The sequence below is a fragment of the Mesorhizobium sp. WSM4850 genome, assembly GCF_055811735.1.
This window is the reverse complement of record NZ_JBVVPV010000034.1, coordinates 44767-66439: the sequence shown is the minus strand read 5'-3', so window position 1 is coordinate 66439 and position 21673 is coordinate 44767. Positions and strand designations below refer to the sequence as shown.

Annotated in this window: 15 protein-coding genes and 5 pseudogenes; 6 read left to right on the top strand and 14 right to left on the bottom strand. The window is 61.7% G+C overall.

Annotated features, from left to right (window positions below):
- Positions 1–73: 73 nt before the first annotated feature.
- The 7 genes and pseudogenes from AC0L2Z_RS25635 to AC0L2Z_RS25605 all read right to left on the bottom strand — a co-directional run.
- Positions 74–599 (bottom strand): annotated as a pseudogene (locus tag AC0L2Z_RS25635) (carbonic anhydrase); the annotation flags it as partial.
- A gap of 301 nt (positions 600–900) precedes the next feature.
- Positions 901–2313 carry a condensation domain-containing protein gene (locus AC0L2Z_RS25630; protein WP_473629638.1) on the bottom strand — a complete coding sequence of 471 codons (1413 nt, stop codon included), beginning with the start codon at positions 2311–2313 and terminating at the stop codon, positions 901–903.
- Complete coding sequence (locus AC0L2Z_RS25625) at positions 2274–3110, bottom strand: AMP-binding protein (RefSeq protein ID WP_473629637.1); 837 nt, start codon at positions 3108–3110, stop codon at positions 2274–2276. The genes AC0L2Z_RS25630 and AC0L2Z_RS25625 overlap by 40 nt, the downstream gene beginning before the upstream one ends.
- Before the next feature lie 74 nt (positions 3111–3184).
- Positions 3185–3922 (bottom strand): 3-oxoacyl-[acyl-carrier-protein] reductase, encoded by a 738-nt coding sequence (fabG, locus tag AC0L2Z_RS25620; RefSeq protein ID WP_473629636.1) that lies wholly within the window; start codon positions 3920–3922, stop codon positions 3185–3187.
- 323 nt (positions 3923–4245) lie between these two features.
- Positions 4246–5454: a beta-ketoacyl-[acyl-carrier-protein] synthase family protein gene (locus AC0L2Z_RS25615; RefSeq protein WP_473629635.1), complete on the bottom strand. Its 1209-nt coding sequence runs from the start codon at positions 5452–5454 to the stop codon at positions 4246–4248.
- Positions 5454–5734, bottom strand: a pseudogene (locus tag AC0L2Z_RS25610) (acyl carrier protein). Before AC0L2Z_RS25610 ends, AC0L2Z_RS25615 begins: the two are co-directional and overlap by 1 nt.
- A gap of 297 nt (positions 5735–6031) precedes the next feature.
- On the bottom strand, positions 6032–6625 hold the full coding sequence (locus tag AC0L2Z_RS25605; protein WP_473629634.1) for a NodA family N-acyltransferase: 594 nt from the start codon (positions 6623–6625) through the stop codon (positions 6032–6034).
- Positions 6626–6779: 154 nt separating this feature from the next.
- Here AC0L2Z_RS25605 and AC0L2Z_RS25600 point away from each other — a divergent pair.
- From AC0L2Z_RS25600 to AC0L2Z_RS25590, 3 genes and pseudogenes are all read left to right on the top strand, one after another.
- Positions 6780–6967 (top strand): annotated as a pseudogene (locus AC0L2Z_RS25600) (LysR family transcriptional regulator); the annotation flags it as partial.
- A gap of 675 nt (positions 6968–7642) precedes the next feature.
- Positions 7643–9658: an LTA synthase family protein gene (locus AC0L2Z_RS25595; protein WP_473629633.1), complete on the top strand. Its 2016-nt coding sequence runs from the start codon at positions 7643–7645 to the stop codon at positions 9656–9658.
- A 279-nt stretch (positions 9659–9937) separates the two neighbouring features.
- Positions 9938–10130 (top strand): annotated as a pseudogene (locus AC0L2Z_RS25590) (EamA family transporter); the annotation flags it as partial.
- A gap of 45 nt (positions 10131–10175) precedes the next feature.
- Here AC0L2Z_RS25590 and AC0L2Z_RS25585 read toward each other — a convergent pair.
- Positions 10176–10655 (bottom strand): methyltransferase family protein, encoded by a 480-nt coding sequence (locus tag AC0L2Z_RS25585; RefSeq protein ID WP_473629632.1) that lies wholly within the window; start codon positions 10653–10655, stop codon positions 10176–10178.
- A gap of 553 nt (positions 10656–11208) precedes the next feature.
- Here AC0L2Z_RS25585 and AC0L2Z_RS25580 point away from each other — a divergent pair.
- Both AC0L2Z_RS25580 and AC0L2Z_RS25575 read left to right on the top strand, forming a co-directional pair.
- Positions 11209–11349, top strand: a complete 141-nt coding sequence (locus AC0L2Z_RS25580; protein ID WP_473489900.1) for a hypothetical protein — start codon at positions 11209–11211, stop codon at positions 11347–11349.
- A gap of 45 nt (positions 11350–11394) precedes the next feature.
- Positions 11395–11547, top strand: coding sequence for a hypothetical protein (locus AC0L2Z_RS25575; RefSeq protein WP_473489901.1), 153 nt, complete (start codon positions 11395–11397; stop codon positions 11545–11547).
- 800 nt (positions 11548–12347) lie between these two features.
- Here the strand turns inward: AC0L2Z_RS25575 and AC0L2Z_RS25570 are convergent.
- Entirely contained in the window at positions 12348–12539 is a 192-nt protein-coding gene (locus AC0L2Z_RS25570) for a hypothetical protein (protein WP_473489902.1), read from the bottom strand.
- 1596 nt (positions 12540–14135) lie between these two features.
- Between AC0L2Z_RS25570 and AC0L2Z_RS25565 the strand changes: the two are divergent.
- A pseudogene (locus tag AC0L2Z_RS25565) lies at positions 14136–15193 on the top strand (class I SAM-dependent methyltransferase).
- Positions 15194–15583: 390 nt separating this feature from the next.
- Here AC0L2Z_RS25565 and AC0L2Z_RS25560 read toward each other — a convergent pair.
- From AC0L2Z_RS25560 to AC0L2Z_RS25540, 5 genes are all read right to left on the bottom strand, one after another.
- Positions 15584–17014, bottom strand: a complete 1431-nt coding sequence (locus tag AC0L2Z_RS25560; protein ID WP_473629631.1) for an FAD/NAD(P)-binding protein — start codon at positions 17012–17014, stop codon at positions 15584–15586.
- Positions 17011–18186 carry an FMNH2-dependent alkanesulfonate monooxygenase gene (ssuD, locus tag AC0L2Z_RS25555; RefSeq protein ID WP_473629630.1) on the bottom strand — a complete coding sequence of 392 codons (1176 nt, stop codon included), beginning with the start codon at positions 18184–18186 and terminating at the stop codon, positions 17011–17013. Before ssuD ends, AC0L2Z_RS25560 begins: the two co-directional genes overlap by 4 nt.
- A 31-nt stretch (positions 18187–18217) precedes the next feature.
- Positions 18218–19465 (bottom strand): SfnB family sulfur acquisition oxidoreductase, encoded by a 1248-nt coding sequence (locus AC0L2Z_RS25550; protein ID WP_473629629.1) that lies wholly within the window; start codon positions 19463–19465, stop codon positions 18218–18220.
- On the bottom strand, positions 19462–20250 hold the full coding sequence (locus AC0L2Z_RS25545; RefSeq protein WP_473629628.1) for an ABC transporter ATP-binding protein: 789 nt from the start codon (positions 20248–20250) through the stop codon (positions 19462–19464). The genes AC0L2Z_RS25550 and AC0L2Z_RS25545 overlap by 4 nt, the downstream gene beginning before the upstream one ends.
- Positions 20251–20314: 64 nt before the next feature.
- Positions 20315–21646 (bottom strand): ABC transporter substrate-binding protein, encoded by a 1332-nt coding sequence (locus AC0L2Z_RS25540; protein WP_473518747.1) that lies wholly within the window; start codon positions 21644–21646, stop codon positions 20315–20317.
- Between the last annotated feature and the right edge of the window lie 27 nt (positions 21647–21673).

Here is a 21673-nt window from a genome sequence, read left to right as displayed (position 1 = left end):
CGGCCACCGCTGCGTGTTTGGCGCAGTGGTGCGGCGGATAGGCCGCGTTCAAAGGATAGAGTGAGGTAAATCACTCGATGTCCGCTGGGTCGACCTCAACCGGTTCCGTCGCGACCATCCACTCGACGTTTTCGGTGCATGGCGGCGTCGTCAATGATCCCTCATATGTCCAGTAGCCAAGCGAAGCCGGTAGAAGCGCGTTGGGGTCGGCCTCGTCGACCGCTGTGTCCTCGCCTGCGGTTGCGGGAAATGCTGCGGCAAGGCTGGCGAAGCTGGGATTTGTGGCGCCTGGCGTCAGAAACAGGCCCAGCAGACCCAGAGTATCGCTGTTGCGGTCCTTATGGACAAAATGCGCTTTCATCGGGAAGCTCTTGCCCGCGACGTGGTGCTCGCTTGGCGCATGGAAATGAAACTGTAGCAGCTCATAAACACGATCCCCGCGGGCGAGGGTGCTGCCTTGCGGCAGGTTGACTTGGATGGTGTGGCCGTTGTTCACCATCCTGCCGCCGCCCTTGTGCAACCTATGGCGATGTGCGGAAGATCCGCTTTGACCGCGTCCTTGATGTCGATCGGCATTGCTGCGTGCCCGCCGAGCAGACGAACTTTACAAGCGCAGCTGGGCCGCCAGATCAGAACGAGCACGCTGCCGAATGGAACCATCTGGAGCAGCAGCCACCCAGGCCAGCAAGCTCTCAAGCCCGACCTGATCTCTTCCCGACAATCGGCTCATCTCGCCCCTGCCTCGTCGCGCAATTCCGATGGGGCGATCGCATCGCCGGCCGTCCAGTTACTCTTAAGCAGGTTGAGGGTCGGGTGCAGGCGCGTTGCGCGATTTGTATGGAGTCTGGGTTCGGTTCTTTAAATCGGCTTCGACGGCCCGCATTCATACCGTAGATGCGCTCATCGAAACAATCGGTTTTTCTCGACGACCTGCTCGAACGGCAGGTCCTGATGCTCCTGCGCTGCCAGCGCCGTGCGCCGCGTCCGCTCCAGAAGCTCCGACACGCTCGGCTCGCCGGACAGGTCCAGCCGAAGCGCCAGGGTGTTGACGAAGAAGCCGATCAATTCTTCGATCTCGCGCCGGCCTCGATTGGCGCTCGGAACACCGATCACAAGGTCGTCCTGCCCCGACAGACGCGACAGTACCGCCGCCCAGGCCGCCAGCACCGTCATGAACAACGTCGTGCCATGCCGTCGGCTCAGCCGCCTCAGACCCCGCGTCAGATCCGCATCGATGACGATCGGCACACTGGCGCCGGCAAACGACTGCTGGGCCGGCCGCGGCCGGTCCGGCGGCAGCGCAAGACGGGCCGGGGCGCCTGACATGGCGTTGCGCCAATACTGCGCCTGGCTCTGTAGCCGTTCCCCCGACAGCCACTGCCGTTGCCAGGCCGCATAATCCGGGTACTGGATCGCCAGCGGCGGCAAAGGATCGTCCTGTCCAGCTGCGAACGCCCGGTAAAGCTGACTGAGTTCACGCACCAGCACGCCCATCGACCAGCCGTCCGAGACGATGTGATGCTGGGTCAGCAGGAAGACGTGTTGCTCATCCGACATCCGGATCAGACGCCCGCGCATCAGCGGCCCGCGCGCAAGATCGAACGGCGTGCGCGCCTCTTCATGGCACAGATCCAAAAGCGCCGCTTCCGCGTCCCGCCTGTCCCGCAGATCGTGCTCCAGCACCGGCAGCCCTGCCTCCGGCGGCAGAACCTCAACCCGCGGCTTGCCCTCCGACGCGACAAAGACACTGCGCAGCGCCTCATGGCGGGCAAACAAACGGTCGAGGCTGCGCTGCCAGGCGCTGCGGTCGAGCACGCCGCGCAGCCGCAAGGCCAGCGGAATCTGATAGTTGGTGTTGCCCTCGTCCAGCTGCGCCAAAAACCATAGCCGCTGCTGCGCAAACGACAGCACAAGCGGCTCATTGCGCGACACCGTCGCAATCGCCGCCAGGTCTTGCGGACCGGAGCGGCTCAACACCTCGACGATGCTTTCGGCCAGATCGGAAAGCACCGGCCTGGCGAACAGCCTCGTCAGCGGCAGTTCGACCCCAACAGCCCGCGACAGCCGGCTCAAGAGCTGCACCGCCAGGAGCGAGTGGCCGCCGAGTTCGAAGAAGTTGTCGTGGCGCCCGATGCGCTCGACCCCGAGAAGCTCCGCCCAGATCTCTGCCAGCGCCGTCTCGATCGCGCCCTGCGGCGCCGCATAGGCCGCCCGCGCATAGGCGTCGTCGTCCGGCGCCGGCAGTGCCTTGCGGTCGAGCTTGCCGATCACCGTCAGCGGCAAGGCCTTGAGCCGCACGAATGCCGATGGCACCATGTAGTCCGGCAAACGCCCGCCCAGATGCGCGCGCAAGGCGCCGGCAAGCCCGCCGCCATCGTCCTCCTCCGCTCCGGCCTCGGGCGCGCACACGAATAGGCGACAAGATGCTTGTCGCCGGCGCGGTCCGGGCGCGCCACCACCACCGCCTCACGCACCCAGGCATGCTCGCAAAGCCGCGCCGCGATCTCGCCCGGCTCGATGCGGAAGCCGCGGATCTTCACCTGGTCGTCGTTGCGGCCCAGGAACTCCAGATTGCCATCCGGCAGATAACGCCCCAGGTCGCCGGTCCGGTACATCCGGGCGCCTGCCTCGTCGCTGAACGGATCGGCCAAAAACCGCTCCGCCGTCAGCTCGGGGCGGTTCAGGTAGCCACGCGCAACCCCCGCCCCGCCGATATAGAGCTCACCCACCGCCCCGAACGGCACGGGAGCACCATGCCCGTCCAGCAGATACACCCGCGTGTTCGCAATCGGGCGCCCGATCGGGATACGGCGGAATGTCTCATCAATCGCGGTGATCTCGCAGACTGTCGCGAAGGTCGTCGTCTCGGTCGGACCGTAGCAGTGAATGAGGCGTACAGGACCTTCTTCTCTCAGCAATCTCAAAAATGAGGGAACGTCACTGGCCTCGCCTCCAGAAAGGAGGTACTTAAGTTGTGCCAACGCTGGAGCGATGGATGACGTATATTGGTTGAATTCATTCGGCCGGCCATGAGTGCAGTCGTGGCCCGGCTGCGGGATGAACCATTTACGACAAGCGCCGCGGAGGTTTGATCCGCATTGCAGCAGCACTTGCCCCCGCAAGCCGCGGCGGTGAGACCTGTCGCGTGATGCCTACAACAAGGTAGGCTCTGGTCACCCCGTGCTCAAATCATTGCCATGCCGCCATTTACATGAATGGTGTGGCCGGTGACGTAGGCTGCTTCGTTGGAGGCAAGATAGGCTACCGCGGACGCAACTTCGGCGCTGGTGCCCATGCGGCGCGTCGGGATCGCCGTCATGATCGCTTCCTTCTGCTTGTCGTTGAGCTTCTCGGTCATGGCCGATTCGATGAAGCCCGGGGCGACGCAGTTGACGGTGATGTTGCGGGTGGCGATCTCCTGCGCCAGCGATTTGGAGAAGCCGATCATACCGGCTTTCGATGCTGAGTAGTTGGTCTGGCCCGCATTACCGGTGATACCCGAAACTGAAGTGATATTGATGATGCGACCATGGCGGCGCCGCATCATCGGATGGGTCAGTTCCCGGGTCAGCCTGAACACGGCGGTCAGGTTGACCTCCATGACCGTATCCCAGTCGGCATCCGACATGCGCACGAACAGGCCGTCCTTGGTGATGCCGGCGTTGTTGACCAGGATGTCCACGCCTTCTAGCTCGGCCTCCGCCTTCTGGCCAAGCACCTTGACCTCGTCGCGGTTCGACAGATTGGCTGGAAACAGTTTTACCCGATCGCCGAGTTCGCCCGCCAGGGTCTCCAGCTTCTCGATGCGGGTGCCGTGCAGGCCGACAATGGCGCCCTGCGCATGCAGCACGCGGGCGATCGCCTCGCCAATGCCCCCCGATGCGCCGGTGACGAGCGCCTTACGGCCGGTCAATTCAAACATCTTTTGTCCTTTTCTCACATTTTTCAGGCCGGTGAATTCGGTCACCTTTGAGTGTCGCCGAGCCAGAAGTCTCGGCTTCGATGGGTGGCTTCCTCGCCGCTCCTGATCCGCGCCAGGACCTCTGCTGCGAGGTATAATCGTCTATGCAGCCCAAACGGCGTTGGGTGAGTTCGCGCACCAATTGGCCGCAGCGGCCTCGGCCGCAACATCAGGCGCGGCTCGAGCGACCTGACCACCTGGAGCTGACTGGTAATGCATTGCGCCTTCAGCCTACAAAGCGGCCGCGTCCGGAAGCGCTTTGCAGCAGACATGTCGGAGGGTTATTACACCTGTTTGAATGCTAGAACTGCGTTCATGCCGCCCATGGCAAACGCGTTGCTCATGGCCACACGCACCTTACGCTCGCGCGCAACATTGGGCGTGACGTCGAGATCGCAATGGGGATCCGGCTCGCGATAATTGGCCGTCGGCGGCACAACACCCTCTTGGATCGCCATCACACAGGCGATCATTTCAACCGCGCTCGCTCCGCCTAGGCAATGTCCGTGGGTGGACTTGGTGGAAGAAACCGACAGCGAATTAGCGTGGTCACCGAAGACGCGCCTGATCGCCGCCGTTTCAATTTCGTCGTTGGCCTTGGTGCCGGTGCCATGCGCGTTCATGTATTCCACGTCCTCGGGATTCAGTGCCGCATCGGCAAGGCAGGCGCGCATCGCGTCCTCCGGCCCGTGAATTGCCGGCGCGGCGATGTGGGAGGCATCGGCAGACAGGCCGATGCCGGCGACCTCGGCAAGAATCGTTGCACCGCGGGCGGTAGCATGCTCATAGCTTTCCAGTACAGCCATGCCCGCACCCTCGCCCAGCACCAAGCCCTTCCGGTCGGCGGAGAAGGGCCGGCAAGTATCCGGAGCGAGCACGCGCATTGCTTCCCATGCCTTCACCACGATAAACACGAACGGCGCGTCGCTGCCTCCCGCAAGCATCACGTCGGCCCGGCCGTACCTGATCTGGTCTACGGCCGAGGCGATCGCATGATTGCCCGATGCACAGGCGGAGGTGACGCCGAAGACCGGCCCGCGCAGGCCGAGGCTCATGCTGACTTGGCACGCAGCCGCGCTCGGCATCGCCTTTACTCCGGTGAACAGATCAGTGCGGGACGCTCCGCCCAAAAGGAGGGCGCGGTAGGCTTTTTCAGTCGCATCGTAGCCGCCGAAGCCGACGCCCACTGACGCGCCGAAGCGATGGGCATTGCCTTCAGCGCAGGAGAGTCCGGCCTGTCGCATGGCTTCGCGCGCTGCAAGCACGGCAAGCAGGCTGAAGCGGTCCATGGAGAGGAGCTGCCGGCGCTCGACGTCGTGCTCAGGCAGCGTCTTGATCTCGGCGCCGATCGTGCCTTCCAGCCCATGAAGCTCTGATCTGACAATCGGGCCGATGGCGGAGCGCCCTTCGCGCATCCCTCTCCAGATGGAGGCGGCATCGCTGCCCAGTCCGCACAGCCCGCCCAGTCCGGTGATGACGACGCGCCGATCCATCAAGCCGCCTTATTGAGCAAGCCGCGGATGGCTTCCGCCATGTCGCCGACACTTTGGAGATCGGACCACGCCTCGGCCGTGTTCATTTCGATCTTGATGCCGTAGGCCTGCTCAAGATCCCAGAGCACATATGCAAGTCCAGTGAATCTATCCCGAGCCCAGACAGTTCTGTCGCAGCCGTTAATTCACCGACGGGTGGTGCAGTCGTTCCCTGGCCGCTCTCCGATTCGATGCGTTTCTTGATTATGGCAATGACTTCTGTTGTGAGTTGATCAGACATTTCTGTTCCTTTCCATTTCAGCTTGTTTGAGCTGGACGCGGCTCAACTCCTGAGTCGCGCAGCGTCGCGAAAATAGCGATTAAGCTTGTGCAACTGACAAAGCCCAATGCTCATGAGAGCCGGATGAATGCGGCGTAGGCCCCGATGATGAGGAACGTCGCCGGCACCTGATGTTGCGCCTATAAATCGAGGATCTGAGGCGTGCAAAGTGGATCGGACCGTTGTCAAAGCCAGAGACGCTGCGCTCTTCCGTGCCGCCCACGCAGCCACTCGGGACAGACATGGAGTCCCGGAGTTTCATAGCTCCGGACCGTTACGGTCGATCAGGGTGCCGGAGGGCCACTCGTCCATTGAGCGTCCAATCGGCGAGACCAAGACGAGCACCTCCTCCAAGCGTGTGGGCGGCACGTCGGGATGCGCATCTGGGCGGCTCGACCGTACGCGAACGCCCGACACTATGGTCGCCACGCCCTCTCTGCAGAAGAGCCTCTCCACATGGTTACGCATTGCGTGCCGAACCGTGCCGAAAGCAAATGGAACCGCCAGCTTCTGCAGCACTGGATGCACAGTGCGCATTAAAAAGCTGATTCCGAGCTTCTCAAGATCCAGACGAACGCCGTACAACCCTAGCTCCGCCACTAAGAGATCGACCTCGCCAACCTTGATGAAGCGGCGTAGTATGCCGATGTGTGCCGCTACACCATGCGCGTCGCTGGCGATGAAGCGGAGTTCCGGCCTCGCGCCAGCCCAACTGCGGCCGCCTTCGAATGGCTTTGCGTTGAAGGCGCCAGTGCGTCCATAGGTGCTTCGGAAGAACTCGGAGAGTTCGACGTGGTCGGCCAATTGCAGGTCATTTTCCCAGCATAACCTCCACTGCACGGCAGAGCGCATGCGAAGACTTCCTCTTTTTCGGGTTCTTTTGTGCACCTTACGCGGTAGAGCAACGGCGGTGCATGTCATGTGGGGGGGTCTATGAACGACCCCCCCCCCCAGATTGGTAAAATTGATTGTTTAGATCGCGAGCATCCACGCTATGGATGTTAACATGCGTTTCAAAGGGCTTGATCTGAACCTTCTCTTCGTGCTGGACGCGCTGCTGGCCGAGCGCGCAATCTCTCGGCGGCGGCACGCCGCATCAACCTCAGTCAGCCGGCCATGAGTGCGGCCGTCGCCCGGCTGCGCGACTTTTTCGGCGATGAACTGTTCAGTATGAGCGGCCACGAACGTATTCTGAATGCGGCTCCAACGCAGCCCGATGCACTCGACCTCGCCCTCGATACGCCAGGATACGAGGCGCGAAGCGTGTCCCGCGACCCTGAAGGGCGCGGTTATGATGGCGGCTGACGAATTTGCCAAGGAATGAAGATGGGACAGATCGTGTTTGCTTGCGCCGCAAGCGCTTCGCGTTCGGCCCTGTCCAATGTCCGACAATGCCGGGAAGGCAACGTAGCAGAGGCGAATCCATCACCTTGCGTTTGAACGGTTCTTCTCACTTGTCATGGTACATGCGCGGTGATCTGCAGACACGTCACAGACTATTGAGAAATCGTTCCATGATCTCGCCGAAAGCTGCCGCCGCCGCGGGTCTCCCGGATGCATCCTCGGGTGATGCTCGAGTGAGGCCCGGCAACATGAGGACGGTTGCTCATCAGGCTCGGCGTTTCGTGCCCATCCACCTTCTCCCACAGGGGAGACTGGGATGCAGCGCCTTCAAAGTGAGGAACAAATCACCTTCGCCGCGAACCTTTCACATTGTCTCGCCACCACCACCGTCGATGAAGCTTCGGACTCGCGCGGGCCGAATCGGGGATCGGCATCGCAGACCATGCGATCGATCTCGTCCCGACGGTTGCCAAAGTTGATAACGAGGCATATTGCCCAGACATCCAGCTGCTTCGGAGGCTTGCTATGACTTTTGCTCAATCGGTCGGTGCGTTCTTTCGTCGGCTGAAGCCATTCATCCTGCTTTTCCTGTTGACTCAGTTCCTGGTCAGGCTGGCGCTGTCGCTGGTTTCGGCCAAAGACCTGTCTTTCCATCCGGCCGACTGGCTGGTTCCTTACTTCACTGGCTTCTGGTTCGATATCGTCACGCTGCTTCCAATCCTCGTGGTCTTTCTCCTCTTCCCGCTGCTCGTGCCAGTTTCGTGGGCCGGAAAGCGGTTTGACCGCGCAGTTGGGCTCTCGGGCTTCGCAATCTTCCTGTTTCTGATGGTCGTGCAGGGGGTCTGCGAGTATTTCTTCTGGGACGAATTCACGACGCGCTTCAATTTCATCGCGGTCGACTACCTCGTGTACACGCAGGAAGTGATCCAGAACATCATGGAGAGCTATCCGGTCGTGCCGCTGCTTGCCGGCATCGGCCTGTTGGCGGTCGGCGGGACCTATCTGCTCCGCCGCCAGGTGAAGGCAGGCTTCGCGCCGCATCCGCCGTTCATGAAGCGGCTGGCGGTCTTTGCGACGATAACGGGAATGGCCGCCGCCGGCGTGTTGGTGACGCCCGATTCGATCACACGGCCGATGCCGAGCGCGATCGCCCGCGAACTCGGGGGCAACGGACTCTATGGTTTGGTTAGCGCCTTCTTCTCGAATGAGATCGATTTCGCGAATTTCTATCGGACCATACCCGAGAAACAGGCGGCCGAACGGACACGCGACCTTTTAGCGGAAGATCACGAGCCGTTCGAAAGCACCGATTTAAACGACATCACGCGTGACATTCGAGCCGAGGGGCCGATGCTGCGCAAGAACGTCATCCTGGTCGGTATGGAAAGCATGAGTGCGGAGTTCATGGGCACATTCGGCAATCCGAAAAGACTGACACCGAACCTTGACCGGCTGGCGTCTGAAGGCCTGCTTTTCACGGAAATGCGGGCGACCGGCACGCGCACCGTGCGCGGGCTTGAAGCGATCGCGCTTTCAGTCCCGCCGACCCCGGGGCAATCGATCCTGCGTCGCCCCGGCAACGACAATCTCTTCACCATTGGCTCGGTGTTCCAGGATTCGGGCTACGATACGCGCTTCCTCTATGGCGGCTACGGCTATTTCGACAACATGAACGCGTTCTTTTCCGGTAACGGCTTCGGTATCGTCGACCGCGCCACGATGGCGGCAGGCGATGTGCATTTCGCCAATGCGTGGGGCGTTAGCGATGTGGACCTCTATGACGAGGTGATCCGCCAAGCCGACGCCTCGGCGAAAGCCGGCAAGAACTTCTTCAGCTTCGTCATGAACACGTCAAACCACCGGCCCTTTACCTATCCAGCTGGCGCCATAGACATCCCATCGCCGGGCGGGCGCGACGGGGCGGTCAAATATTCCGACTACGCGATCGGGGAACTGGTCAAGAAGGCATCGGCGAAACCGTGGTTCAGGGACACCGTTTTTGTCTTTGTCGCCGATCATACGGCGAGCGTCGCAGGCAAGGTCGAGCTCGACATGAACAAATACCACATACCGTGCATCATCTGGTCGCAGGGCTTTGTCGAGCCCCGCCGGATCAACCGGCTGGCGAGCCAGGTGGATATTGCGCCGACGCTGCTTGCCCTGCTGCAGGCTAGCTATCGCAGCCGCTTTTTCGGCGACGACCTGATCGAAGCGGACGAACCGGAGCGGCCGGTCTACATCTCCAACTACCAGAAGGTGGCCATGATCCTGCATGGCCGCACGACGATCCTTGAGCCCAAGAAGCAAATCGTCCAGATGAAGGGTGAGGAGGTGCAACCTGAAAGCGCCGTCGACCACAACGCGGTCGAAGATACCGTAGCCGTCTATCAATATGCCTCGCACTGGCGCGATATTTCAGGTCGCATTCCAAGTGTTCTTGACAACGGCACGCTGGCACTCGGCCGGTTGGGTGTGCATCGCCTGCCAAACCCGAGCGACGCGCCTCCGTCCAGGACCACACCCACCATACCGGCGCGCTAATAAAGCCACCGTGCCACAACGTCTTAGGAATGCCAGGTCTGCTCCGGTGATGGCCAAGAGGTGTGAAGACCTTAACAATCAAGTTCGTGGCTCGCAACGGCAATGCCCGGAACGGGTCCAGCCTGTCTTGGAACGTGATGATGTGATAACGTGATTCCCGATCAGCGAGTTGGGTCAGGCTGGAAGCGGTTTGTCGAGGGCGAGGATCGCCGGCAAGCGGCACTGCTTCCCGAGTGCCTGGACGATTACGTGACGCAGGACAATCCGTGGAGGCGACGGGGTGAATCGTGGATCTGCTACTTTCGCGCGCTCCAGTTTGGGAGGCGCGGCACGCGTTGCCCCTGTCGACAAACTGAGCCTGGTGCTTGTGGCGGTGTTCGGAGTGACATTCCTCAAGGAACACTTGTCATTGTCGAACTGGGCAGGGGTTGCCTTGATCGCAACAGGCGCGGTTCTGGTACGCTACAAAGGCAAACAGGAGGGCTATTCGCGGCGGCTTATTGCTCCGTCTTTAGGATCAGAACAGCCAAAAAAAGGTGGGCAGGTAGCCAGCTACCTGGAGGTATTCCATGCCTTCGGTGGCTGGAAAGATCGCCAGAAAATAGAGGGCATCGAAGAATGTGCTTCTTAATGCGCTCGTGGAGAACGTGTGCTGATGCTTGTCCTGATGCAGCCACGGCTTGGGCCAGAACCGTGGCGTCCTTGCCACATATGCTTCGAACTCCGAACCAAATTTGTCACGAAGAAACGTCTCTTCCTTTCGGGCAGTCGTCCCGAAAACCGCATAAGTGCTCACCCCCAGAGAGGATGCAACGATGAGCGATCCGAACATGAGGCCGATGCCGAATGCTCCGATCGTCGAAAACAGATATAGGGGATTGCGAGTGATCGAGTACGGCCCGCTGACTGCCAACTCGCTGTTCTTCCGCCCCCCGATATAGAGGATGCTCCACAACCTCCCGAATATGCAGACGAGGATCAGAACAAAACCGATCATCTCGACGACCTCGTGAAGACTAGATGCTTCATCCCAACCGGGGCGAGAGAATAGCAGCGAGCCTATCGCCGCTATGCTCAAGGCCCGGACGACCACAAGTCTCTTCCGCTGATTAAATGGTTGCGGGGCAATGCAAGCGGACATTATGGTTCCTTCGACAAAGGCTTTTTCGGGGGCTCGCGCCAAGCAGTCCTCTCCGCGGGTTTGAAGCTCTCAAGATCGCGTGCTGTATCGCGCGGGTTAGCGGTTAATAACCGTTCTGTAACATTGGTCTATGGCCCGTCTGGAAGGTCAAGGTGGTTACGGCGTTCCTCGGCCAGCCCTCCCACCCGTCGCAGGGTAAACTTCCAGCTGCACGTGTCTGTTTGCTATCGCGATCCATTGCTCAGCTTCCAAAGTCGTTTCTCTACCCCATGTAGGTTACCAGCGAAGCTTGATCTGCTAAACCAATATGGTGTTACACTTGTAGTCTCGCAGAGGCTCTCTGGGTCACGTCGAGAGCCGTAACCGGATCCGATTTTCCGGCGGAGGGGGTTTGCGGCGAGCGCGCTTAGTGCGCGGTCTTCAAGGCCGGGTCGAGAGCCTTGAGATCGAGAACCAGGCGCTGCGCGCCGAGATCCAGACCCTCAAGGATCGCCCTCCGGACAAGCCGACCAAGCCGTCGGAATGGGCAACGCAGCCGGAGGGAAAGTGACGCCGTCGCGGCGCCAAGCGCGACGGCGGTCGCGTGAGCCGCGAGGTGACGGTTGCGGAGAGCGCTCCTGCGGGCTCACGCTTCAAGGGATACAAGACGATCCCGGTGCGCGATCTGGTTTTGTCGGCCGGGGTGATGCGCTATCGCTGGGAGTGCTGGGTGACACCGAGCGGCGAGAGGCTCGTCAGCGGCAGGTGACACTCGACAACGGCATCCTGTTCCCGCGACGACTGCGCAGGAACCGCAGCGAACCATGTGGGCGCCGCAACAGCACGGCCCTCCAGGTCCTGCATAGCCGAGATATGGCGGCGCCTTCTTCTACGGTCGAACGCGTGGTCGGCCCCGGCCGGGCGGCGGCGTCTCGGAGATCAAAGTGATTAATATGGCCGAGTGGCGGTTAGTCATGCCGACCTGCATCCGGCTTATATCGACTGGAGCGGCTCAAGGCCAACCAGCGTGTCGCCACCAACGAACAAAGCTTATGGAATGCAGCGCCGCGCCGGGACAGTCCGCGAAGGGTCCGCCTGCTCCAGGGCAGAGTTCTCTGCAGCCTTTGCAGCTTGCAAACATGGGCGTCCATTACAACGGCCCTTAGCCGAGGGCCCCTCGGCGAGTCGGGAGCCGAAAGAGTCGCGGCTCCGCTCACCCGTTCGGCCGTTCCGTCATACCAGGCGAGCGTCTCGCAGCGCGAAAGCTGCTCAGGCGACCCTTCGCGATTTTGGCCGGATCGACGTCGTCCTGGGGCAGGAAAGCAGGCGAATGACTGTCAAAAAGCGTCCGCCGCAGCCCGGCGTCGATCACTAGAACCTGGCGCGGGCGCGGCGGAACTGCAGGGCGGCGGCCATTCCGGAATAGCTGCCGCCGACATCGATGATGGAACCTACACTAACGGCAGCTCAATTCGGATGGTTGTGAGGACAGGCTCGGCTCCAGCCGGACGGGCAGTGTTCTGAGGGTGTTTGCACACCATGTTCATGGTTGCCACAATGGAGATCGCCTCAGAAGCGGCGCTCAATCGGAAACGTTAGCACCTCCGCGTTTTGGCGCGGCTGCTTGAACTCTTCGACAGCAACCGCCTCGATCAGCAAATCCAAGGCTTCGCGCCCCCTCCGGCTCATCGGGTCATCGCCTCGGAGGTAATGATACGCTCGATCTAGATGCACTCGCGCGGCGGAAAAATCGCTTGTCATATGACCCTCTCAGTTGCCGCCCGCGCTGGCCATCTACGAGGTGAGGGTCGCGCAATCGTCAATATCCACAGACCAATTTGATTTAAATCGTAAATGATCTGGGAGAAATCCGGACCCCGGCTTGTCTTATAGGAGAGCCCCTTGCTGACGGCGCCGGCTGGGCTCTGTTGGCTCTGCAATAGCGTTTCGTGGTGCGCCACCATGAAAGTTCGCACGTTTTCATGCGCGGTCGATCAGACACGGTTCACGAACAAAAGCCTGCGGACGGTGCAGATGGCGGTAATAGCCTGGCGGCAGAAGTCGGTCCTGGCGACTGGATGACGCCAGCTCTTCCCCGCCAAGTCGTTTGGTAACATTCGTCGCAAGTCAATCTGTTTTCAGGATGGTCCGTATATTGAGGTAAGGCACTGTGCGCCTCGCTATCGACAATCGCGGTAGATGGTGTTCGAAATGTTCATGCCCTGCGGAAGGATGGGCTTGTCCTGTGCCGACGCCGGTCATACCGGCTATGGTTGGCGAAGCATCCTAAATGGCTGATTTTCGGACACGCCACCCGACCGACGCAGGACGGCGTTGAACACGACGTCACCTTACATTTCGAGGGGTTTCTCAGCCAGTGCTAGAGCAAGCTGTTCCACGGTATCAAACGGCGCGGCTACACGGGTAGTTTCTCGAATCTCGAGCGACTGCTCGCAAGCTGGAGCCGCGCCGAAAGGTAGGGACACCGGTCGCCCTCCGATCATACGCCACCAACCAGCCGGCGATGCTGACGATCTCTTCCGAGCGCGCGGCAGTCGGTGAGGGACCGGCCTATCATGGCCGCATTACGAAGCAGGTCTCCTGAATCGAAGCCTCTATCCGATCGACGAACGCCTCAAGTTTCGCGGGCAGCAAGACCGGCCGGGACCAGGTGTATTCGGTATCCTAATCATCGCAGAGCGTGTTTAGCTTGGGGCGCGCAGAAGGTGAATGGCAGCAGCGCGGTGAGGTGGACCGCGACGCTAAGCTAAAAACGTGTTGGACTAAGCGACGGGACGGCTGACTGGTATGGGCGTTCAATTGATCTGGCGCCTTAAATGGCAGGAAGGCCTCGCGGCCGGTTCGAGGCGCATTATATCCTCCTCCGAAGCAGCACGCGCGAGTATCGTAACAAGCCCCGAGCGCTTCGCGTTCGGCGGTGTCCAATTTCCGACAATGTCGGATACAAAGTCAGATCTACTGGATTGCGTTTAAATCGTTTTCTCATTCGGCACAGTACATGCACGTCATCCGCAAGCACGACCGACCAACAAGAAATCGCATGATCACCTCACCAAAACATACAGCCGCCGCGGAACAAATCACTTCGCCGCGAACTTGCTTGTCGCCCGTCACCACAACCCGAGCCATCGATGTCTTACGGGCTGCCCAGGATACCTGCTGCGACCGCGCTTGCCCTACGACCGCTCCGGCTCCGCCCGTTACCGACGAGGAAAAGTAACGGATTTCCTGCTGACGACGGCAAGGAGGTGGTCGTCATCCCCCATCACCTGCGCCGATCGTCGCCCATAGGGTGGGGTGCAAGGTCGGCAACATCGCGCCCACAAGGAGATTCCGATGTCTGAAGCCAGTCAGGAAAAGTTGGACGCATTCTTGAGGAAAATGGTCGGCGACCTCGGTGCGATCGCTACGGGCGCGGGGGTCTTGCTGGGCGACAGACTCGGCCTGTTCAAGGCATTGCGTGAAGGCGGCAAGACGACGGCGGCCGAACTTTGGACACGCACCGGCACCCAGGAACGCCTTGTAAGGGAATGGCTTTCCGGGCAAGCGGCGGCGGGCTACGTCAACTACGATGAATCCAACGACGAGTTTTATCTAAACGCCGAGCAGGAGTCGGTGTTCGCCGATGAAGATAGCCCGGCCTTCATGGCTGGCGCATTCGAGTTCCTGTCCGCGCTGTGGCTCGATGAAGAAAAAGTGAGGCAGGCATTCCAGTCCGGCAAGGGCGTCGCGTGGCACGATCATAGCGCGTGTCTGTTTCGCGGCACGGAGCGGTTCTTCCGTCCAGGCTACAATGCCAATCTGATCGACTCCTGGCTACCGGCGCTGGAGGGCGTAGTCGAGAAGCTCGAACGCGGCGCGGAGGTCGGGGATGTCGGATGCGGTCACGGCGCATCGACCGTGCTCATGGCGCGTGCTTTCCCCAATTCGCGCTTCGTCGGCTTCGATTATCACTCCGCTTCGATCGAGCGTGCCCGAAAGGCCGCCGACGAAGCCGGCGTTGGCGCCAACACGCGCTTCGAGGTCGCGCCCGCCAAGACCTATCCCGGCACGTATGACCTCGTCGCTTTCTTTGATTGCCTTCACGACATGGGCGATCCAGAGGGCGCCGCCGCCCATGTCCGCGGGTCGCTCAAGCCGGATGGCAGGGGATGATCGTCGAGCCGTTGGCGCATGACCATCTAGCGGCGAATCTCAATCCCGTCGGACGCGTCTATTATGCCGCTTCCACATTCGTGTGCACGCCCGCTTCGCTGTCGCAGGAAGTCGGACTTGGGCTTGGCGCCCAGGCCGGCGAGGCGAGGTTGCGCAAGGTGGTGACCGCCGGCGGCTTCAAGCGATTCCGTCGCGTCGCGGAGACGCCGTTCAACTTGGTGCTGGAAGCCCGCCCCTAGGGCGGCCGTTGCTAGCTAGAAATTGCAGCTCATCGCATTGGTGAGGATCATCGCCAAAATTCCGGACGCAGGCTTATTGGGCAAATTTTTTCAAGCGCGTCACTCACCCTGAGATCAGATTGGAGTTGATAAACGCCGACAGTAGTGAAGGCACGCGCAGCCAAGCTCGCCGCCTAAGGGTGCTCTCAGATTATCCGACGTCCGACGACCCGCACCGGGCTGCGGCGGCAGATTCTTTTCGTCACAAACGTAAAGCTCGTCGTACCAGGCGACAATGCAGAAAGCGCCAGGAGCGGCACGCGACCAGTGGCCTATTTGTCAACTCGAATGCGCTTCCACCTTCGTAATGCGTTCCGTCAGTGTCATCTGGATAGCCTCACCGCTTGCAGCTCACGACGCCTTGCGACGCAACGCCGTCTCGTATCCAAGCCAATGGTGAATTTCGGCGGCGATGCGCTCGGCATGCGCGGTGACTTCGGGAATTCCCATCAGTTCGCCAACGCTGCCGCGCGCCAATGGCCCGCTGACGAAAATGCTGCCAGTCGGCCGCCCGGATGTCCCGATTGCACGGCCTTGGCTGTCAGTTTCCAGGCCAAGGCCAATCGGGTCGAGCCGCACCAATCCCATCCGTGCGAGCGCCGCAATCGCCGCGTTGGTCCGGAAAATATCGGCATGCGCCGGCCCTGTCGTGACGACCACTTTATTGAACGTCTCGGTGGTCTGGGTGCGTTGGCGCCTTGGCCGGAGCGTGACGCGGATGCGGCCGTCGACCTGCTCGGCATCGACAATCGATGCAGCGTGGTAGTCGAGCATGCCCTCGGCAACCCGGCGATCAAGCACGGACGCGACCTGTGGCGCTATGCGGAAGCGATGCACATCCCACAGCGCGCGCAAATGGCGCACGACGCGGCGTTGCTCAGCGAACGGCAGGGCCTGCCAGATGATTTGCCCTTGCCGCCGGACTGCGTCGAGCACGGGGTGCCAGCCTTCGCCCTGCTGCGCGGCGGTTGCGATGGTCGACCGGATACGCCTGAGCAGCACGGTGGCGCTGCGTGACGGCAGGCCGGTGAAGTCGCCGATCGGATCGGCATGCGTAGCCGCATGGCCTCGCGACCGGTAGCCATGGCGCGAAAGTGCTGTGATGCGACCGCGATGGCCATTGCGGTCGAGCGTTGCGATGACATCCGCCGACGTCAGTCCAGTGCCGACGACGAGCACTTGGTCGTAGCGTCCGATCGCTTCCAGCCTTTCCAGATCATAGGGATTGGCTACCAGCCCGGCTGCACCAGCCACGGACTGCAGGGACAATGGCAAAGTCGGTGGCGGATGCGTTGTCGCAATCACCAGGGCGTCCGCTGCGAGCGTTCCTCCATCAGCGAGGATCAGGTGGTAGCCCTCGCCACTGAGTTCGGCTGACGCGACTGCGGATCTGACATGGCGGATCGTTTTGCCGAACAGAAAGGGCTGAAGATGGGATTGCACGTAGCGCCCGAAAGCGCGACGCTGCGGGTAGAGCGCTCCATTGGCGGCAATGGCCTCGGCATCGTCCGCAATGGCGCCGGTCTGCTCCAGCCAGTCGGCAAAGTGGCTGTCCTGGCCGGAGATCAGCGTCATCCTCGACGCCGGCACATTGATGCGGTGTGAAGGATCGGGCGTCGAATAGGCCAGGCCATAGCCGAGCCCCTCTCGGGGCTCGACGACCACGATATCGGCGGCTCCGGCGGGCAGAAGCCGCGCAAGATGAAACGCAGTCGCCGCTCCGGAGAAGCCGCCGCCGATGATGACTACGACCGGCCCTCTGCCCGATTCTCTGGTGCTCAAGATTGACTCGCGCGCAGTGCCGACGGTCGATGGTCGCCGGCCACCGTTTCGCCAAAAGGCCCCATGTTCACGACCGCTGCCCGTGTCGAGATTTCATGATCGAGCGGCAATAGCGGTAGCACCAGTTCGCCAAAACGATAGGCTTCCTCCAGATGCGGATAACCGGAGAGGATGAAGGTATCGATGCCGATACGCCGGTATTCGTCGATCCGTTCCGCCACCGTGGCCGCATCGCCGACCAGGGCGGTGCCGGCGCCGCCGCGCACCAGGCCGACGCCGGCCCACAGGTTGGGACTGATTTCGAGCTTGTCGCGATGGCCGCCGTGCAGACGGCTCATGCGCGACTGGCCAACAGAATCCATGCGTGCGAATACCTTCTGCGCCTCGGCGATCGTGTTGCCGTCGAGGCGGCTGATCAGCCGGTCGGCATCGGCCCAGGCTTCGTCATTGGTTTCACGAACGATGACATGCAGCCGGATGCCGAAGGCCACCTGGCGCCCGCCTTTTTCAGCAAGACCGCGCACATGATCGAGCTTGGCTGCAACGTCGGCCGGCGGTTCGCCCCAGGTCAGATATTTGTCGATCTGCTCGGCAGCGACCGCGTTGGCCGCCTCTGACGAGCCGCCGAAATAGAGCGGCGGATGTGGCGTCTGCACGGGCGGAAACAGCAGCCGGCCGTCCTCGATACGGAAGTGCTTGCCTGCGAAGGCAACGGTCTCGCCACGCAGCACGGCCTTGTAAATGTCGAGGAATTCCCGCGTCACCTCATAGCGCTCGTCATGGCTGAGGAAGATGCCGTCGCCCTTGTTCTCGACCGGGTCGCCGCCGGTGACAACATTGATTAGCAGGCGTCCGCCCGAAATGCGGTCTAGCGTCGAGGTCATACGCGCGGCGAGCGTCGGCGATTGCAGGCCCGGCCGGACGGCGACAAGAAAGCGAAGCCGCTGCGTCAGCGGCGCCAGCGCCGACGCGACGACCCAGCTGTCCTCGCAACTGCGTCCAGTCGGCAGCAGCGCGCCATAGTAGCCGATCGCATCGGCAGCCTTGGCGACCTGTGTGAGGTAGGGCAAGTCGACCGCCCTGCCCCCCTCGGAGGTGCCGAGATAGCGGCTGTCGCCATGGGTCGGAAGAAACCACAGGACCTTGATCCTGTCGGGTGTGGCAACGCTCATGAGTGGTCCTCTGTGACTTGACGCACCTCGCTCAGCTCCAGGCATGGAGCGGCGGATTGACATCGTTGAGGTAGTAGTTGCCGAGGATCGCGTATTTCCAGCGCACCGGATCGTGCAGCGTGTGGGTGCGGGCGTTGCGCCAATGCCGGTCGAGATTGTGCTCGGCCAGCGTCGAGCGCGTGCCGGCGAGCTCAAATAGCTTGTTGGTGGCATTGATGGCGATCTCGGTGGTGAGGATCTTGGATTCCGCCACAGCGATCTGCGCTTCCGCGACGGTCTTCTCGTTCGGGTCGGCGACGGCGCGATCGACCGCAAGCCCGGCCTTTTCCAGAACCGCCTCTGCCGCATTGGCCCGCAGACGAAGGTCGCCGATCGCCTGGATCGTATAAGGATCCTGCCAGGCATGATCAACGCCGCTGTCTATCCAGGCGCGCGACTTGGTGCGCACGAAATCGACCGTCTCGTCGATCGCCGCCTTGGCGATGCCGAGATCGACGGCGGCCTGGATGATCTGGAAGATGGCTCCGTCGGCCGTCGGCCGATCGTAACCCTTATAGCCGGGAACCAGATGCGTCTTCGGCACCTTCACATTGTCGAGCAAGACCGTGCCGGACAACGTCGTCTTCTGGCCGAAGCTCGACCAGTCGTCGATGACCGTCAGTCCGCGCGCGCCGCGATCGGCGATGGCATACCAGGCGCGCCCCTCGTCATCGAGCGCCACGATCGGCACCAGATGGGCAAGCAGAGCACCGCTCGAATAGAATTTCTGGCCGTTAACGACGACATGGTCGCCGGCGTCGACGAACTTGGTCTCGAAGTCGGCCGCGCGCTTGGAGCCGAACTCGGAGAACGCGTTGCCGAAGCGCGTGCCTGACAGCACCTCGGCGAAGAGCAGCTTCTTCTGAGCGTCGTCCGAGACTGTGCGGATGGCGGCGACGACGCCGAGATGGTTCTGCGGAATCTGGCCCAGCGACGGATCGGCCGCCGAGATGATGGTGATCACTTTCGACAGCGTCACATAGGAGAGCTCCGGCCCGCCATAGGCTTTCGGCACGTTGATCGACCACAGGCCGCTCTGCGAAAACGCATCGAGCTCTTCCGTCGGCCAGATGCGTTCACGGTCCCGCTTGGAGGCACCCTTGGCGAATTCGGCGGCGAGTTTTTCGGCGACAGCGATTGCCTCGGCATCGGTCTTGATAACATGCGCCTTGGCAGGGGGTCGTTCGACCGGTGGCACGGCGCTGCGGCTATCCGACGGCTGCTTCGATTGGATGGTCATGCTGCTGTCTCCTTGGGAAAATGTTGCGGTGGAAGCGGCGCGCCTCCGAGGTAGTAGGTCTTGATGTCGGCGCGCTGGCGCAGGTCGACAGCCGATCCTTCGAGGACGCTGACGCCGTTCTCGAGCACGGTGGCGCGGTCGGCGTATTTCAGCGCGACCGCCGAATTCTGTTCGGCAACCAGGATCGAAAGGCCTTCGTCGCGGTTTAGTCGTTTCAGTGCGCTGAAGATCTCGTCGACGATCAGCGGCGCGAGCCCCATCGACGGCTCGTCCAGAACAAAGAGCTTCGGCCGCGACATCAGGCCCCGGCCGATTGCCGTCATCTGCTGCTCGCCCCCGGACGTGAGGCCGGACCGGGTTCGCCGCTTTTCGGCGAGCCTTGGGAAAAGTGAATAGACACGGTCGAGGTCGGCCTTGACGCCGGTGCGAGAGGACAAGCGCCCGAGCGCGCCGGTGAAGAGGTTCTCTTCGACCCTCAGCGAGCGGAAGCAATGCCGGCCCTCGAGGACCTGGACGAGGCCGCTGCGGACGAGCTGCGACGGGCTTGCCCTTGAAACATCCTCGCCATCGAAGGTGATCCGACCAGCGGTAATAGTGCCGCGCTCGGCCGGGAGGAGATTGGATACGCCGCGCAGCAGCGTCGTTTTGCCGGCGCCGTTGGAGCCGAGCAAGGCGACGATCTCGCCTTTGCCGACCGAAAGTTCGACGCCGTGCAGGGCGGCAATGGCGCCGTTGTAGACAGCTTCCACGCTGCTGACTGACAGTATCGGGTATTGGCTGGACATCGATGACTCCGCTGGGAAGCTGGATGGCGCGGCCGGCCAGTTTGTCGGCCGCGCCATGGCAAACTCAGTTGCTGACCACTGCGTCGGCGTCCTCGGCCGTGCGGATCTTGATGCCCTTCTCGGTGGCATAAGCCTCGGACGACTTCTCGATGATCGGGCGCAGCAGCTTCCAGTCGGGCGCGATCCAGTCGGACACGACGTTCCACTTCTTGCCGTCCCACTGCTGGAAGGTCACGTAGCCGTCACCCTCGTGATTGTCCCAAGAGACATTGATCGAGTGGAACAGGTCCTTGGCGCCGAGCGCCTCGACGCGCGCCGGATCGAGCTTGAGATGCTCGAAGCCCCAGCGCACTTCGTCGCCGGTCAGCGTGCGGTTGCCGAACTTGGCCTGTGCGATGCGGACCGCCTCGACATTGAGGATGCCATTGACGATGCCGAGATTGTGGTAGACCGAGCCGATGCGGCTCTTGTCCTCGAGATTGCCCTTGCCGTCGCCGTAGACCGTTTTCACGATCTCCTGGACCACCGGATACTGCTCGCCCGAGGCCTGGGTGGTGATGGCGGTATAGCCCTTGGCGGCATCGCCCGCGGGGATGACGTCCTCTTCCGAATTCGACCAGACATTGCCGACAATGTGATCGGCTGGGAACCCGGTCTTCTGCGCAGTCTTCAACGCTACGGGGTTCATCACGCCCCAGCCGCGCAGCACCACATAGTCGGGACGCTCGCGACGGATCGTCAGCCATTGTGCCTGCTGCTCGTTGCCCGGATGCGGAACCTCGATCTGCGACAGTTCGAAGCCGTATTTCTGCGCCAAAAGCTCGTAGATCGGGATCGTCTCCTTGCCGTAGGGCGAGCCGTGATAGAGCACCACGATCTTCTTTCCTTTGAGCTTGTCCAGGCTGCCTTCCCTGGAGGCGATGTAGTTCACGATGCCCGACGTTTCGCTGTAGGGATTGAGCAGCAGCGGGAAGACGTAAGGGAACACGCGCCCGTCCGTGGTGTCGGTGCGGCCGTGGTTGATGGTGATCAGCGGCACCTTGTCGTCAGTGATGCGGTCGATCATGGCGTAGGCGATGCCGACCGAAAGCGGGTTCCAGGCGGCGATACCCGGATTGCTCTTCAATCGTTCGTAGACCTCGACGCCCTTCTCGACCTCATACTGGGTCTCGCCTTCGCTCCAGGTCAGCTTGACGCCGTTGACGCCGCCGTCGCGGATGTTGATCAGGTTGAGGTAGTCGATGAAGCCGCCGAAGAAGCCGGTGCCGCCGGCGGCATAGGGGCCGACGCGGTAGCTCTGCAGGGGGAAATACTGTTCGTCGGCGTGGACCGCCGTCGCGCCGAGCACGAAGGCGGTGGCGATCGCCGCTTTCTTGAGATGACTGAAGAAGGTCATGAGTTGCGTCTCCTGAGGTGTGGGTCC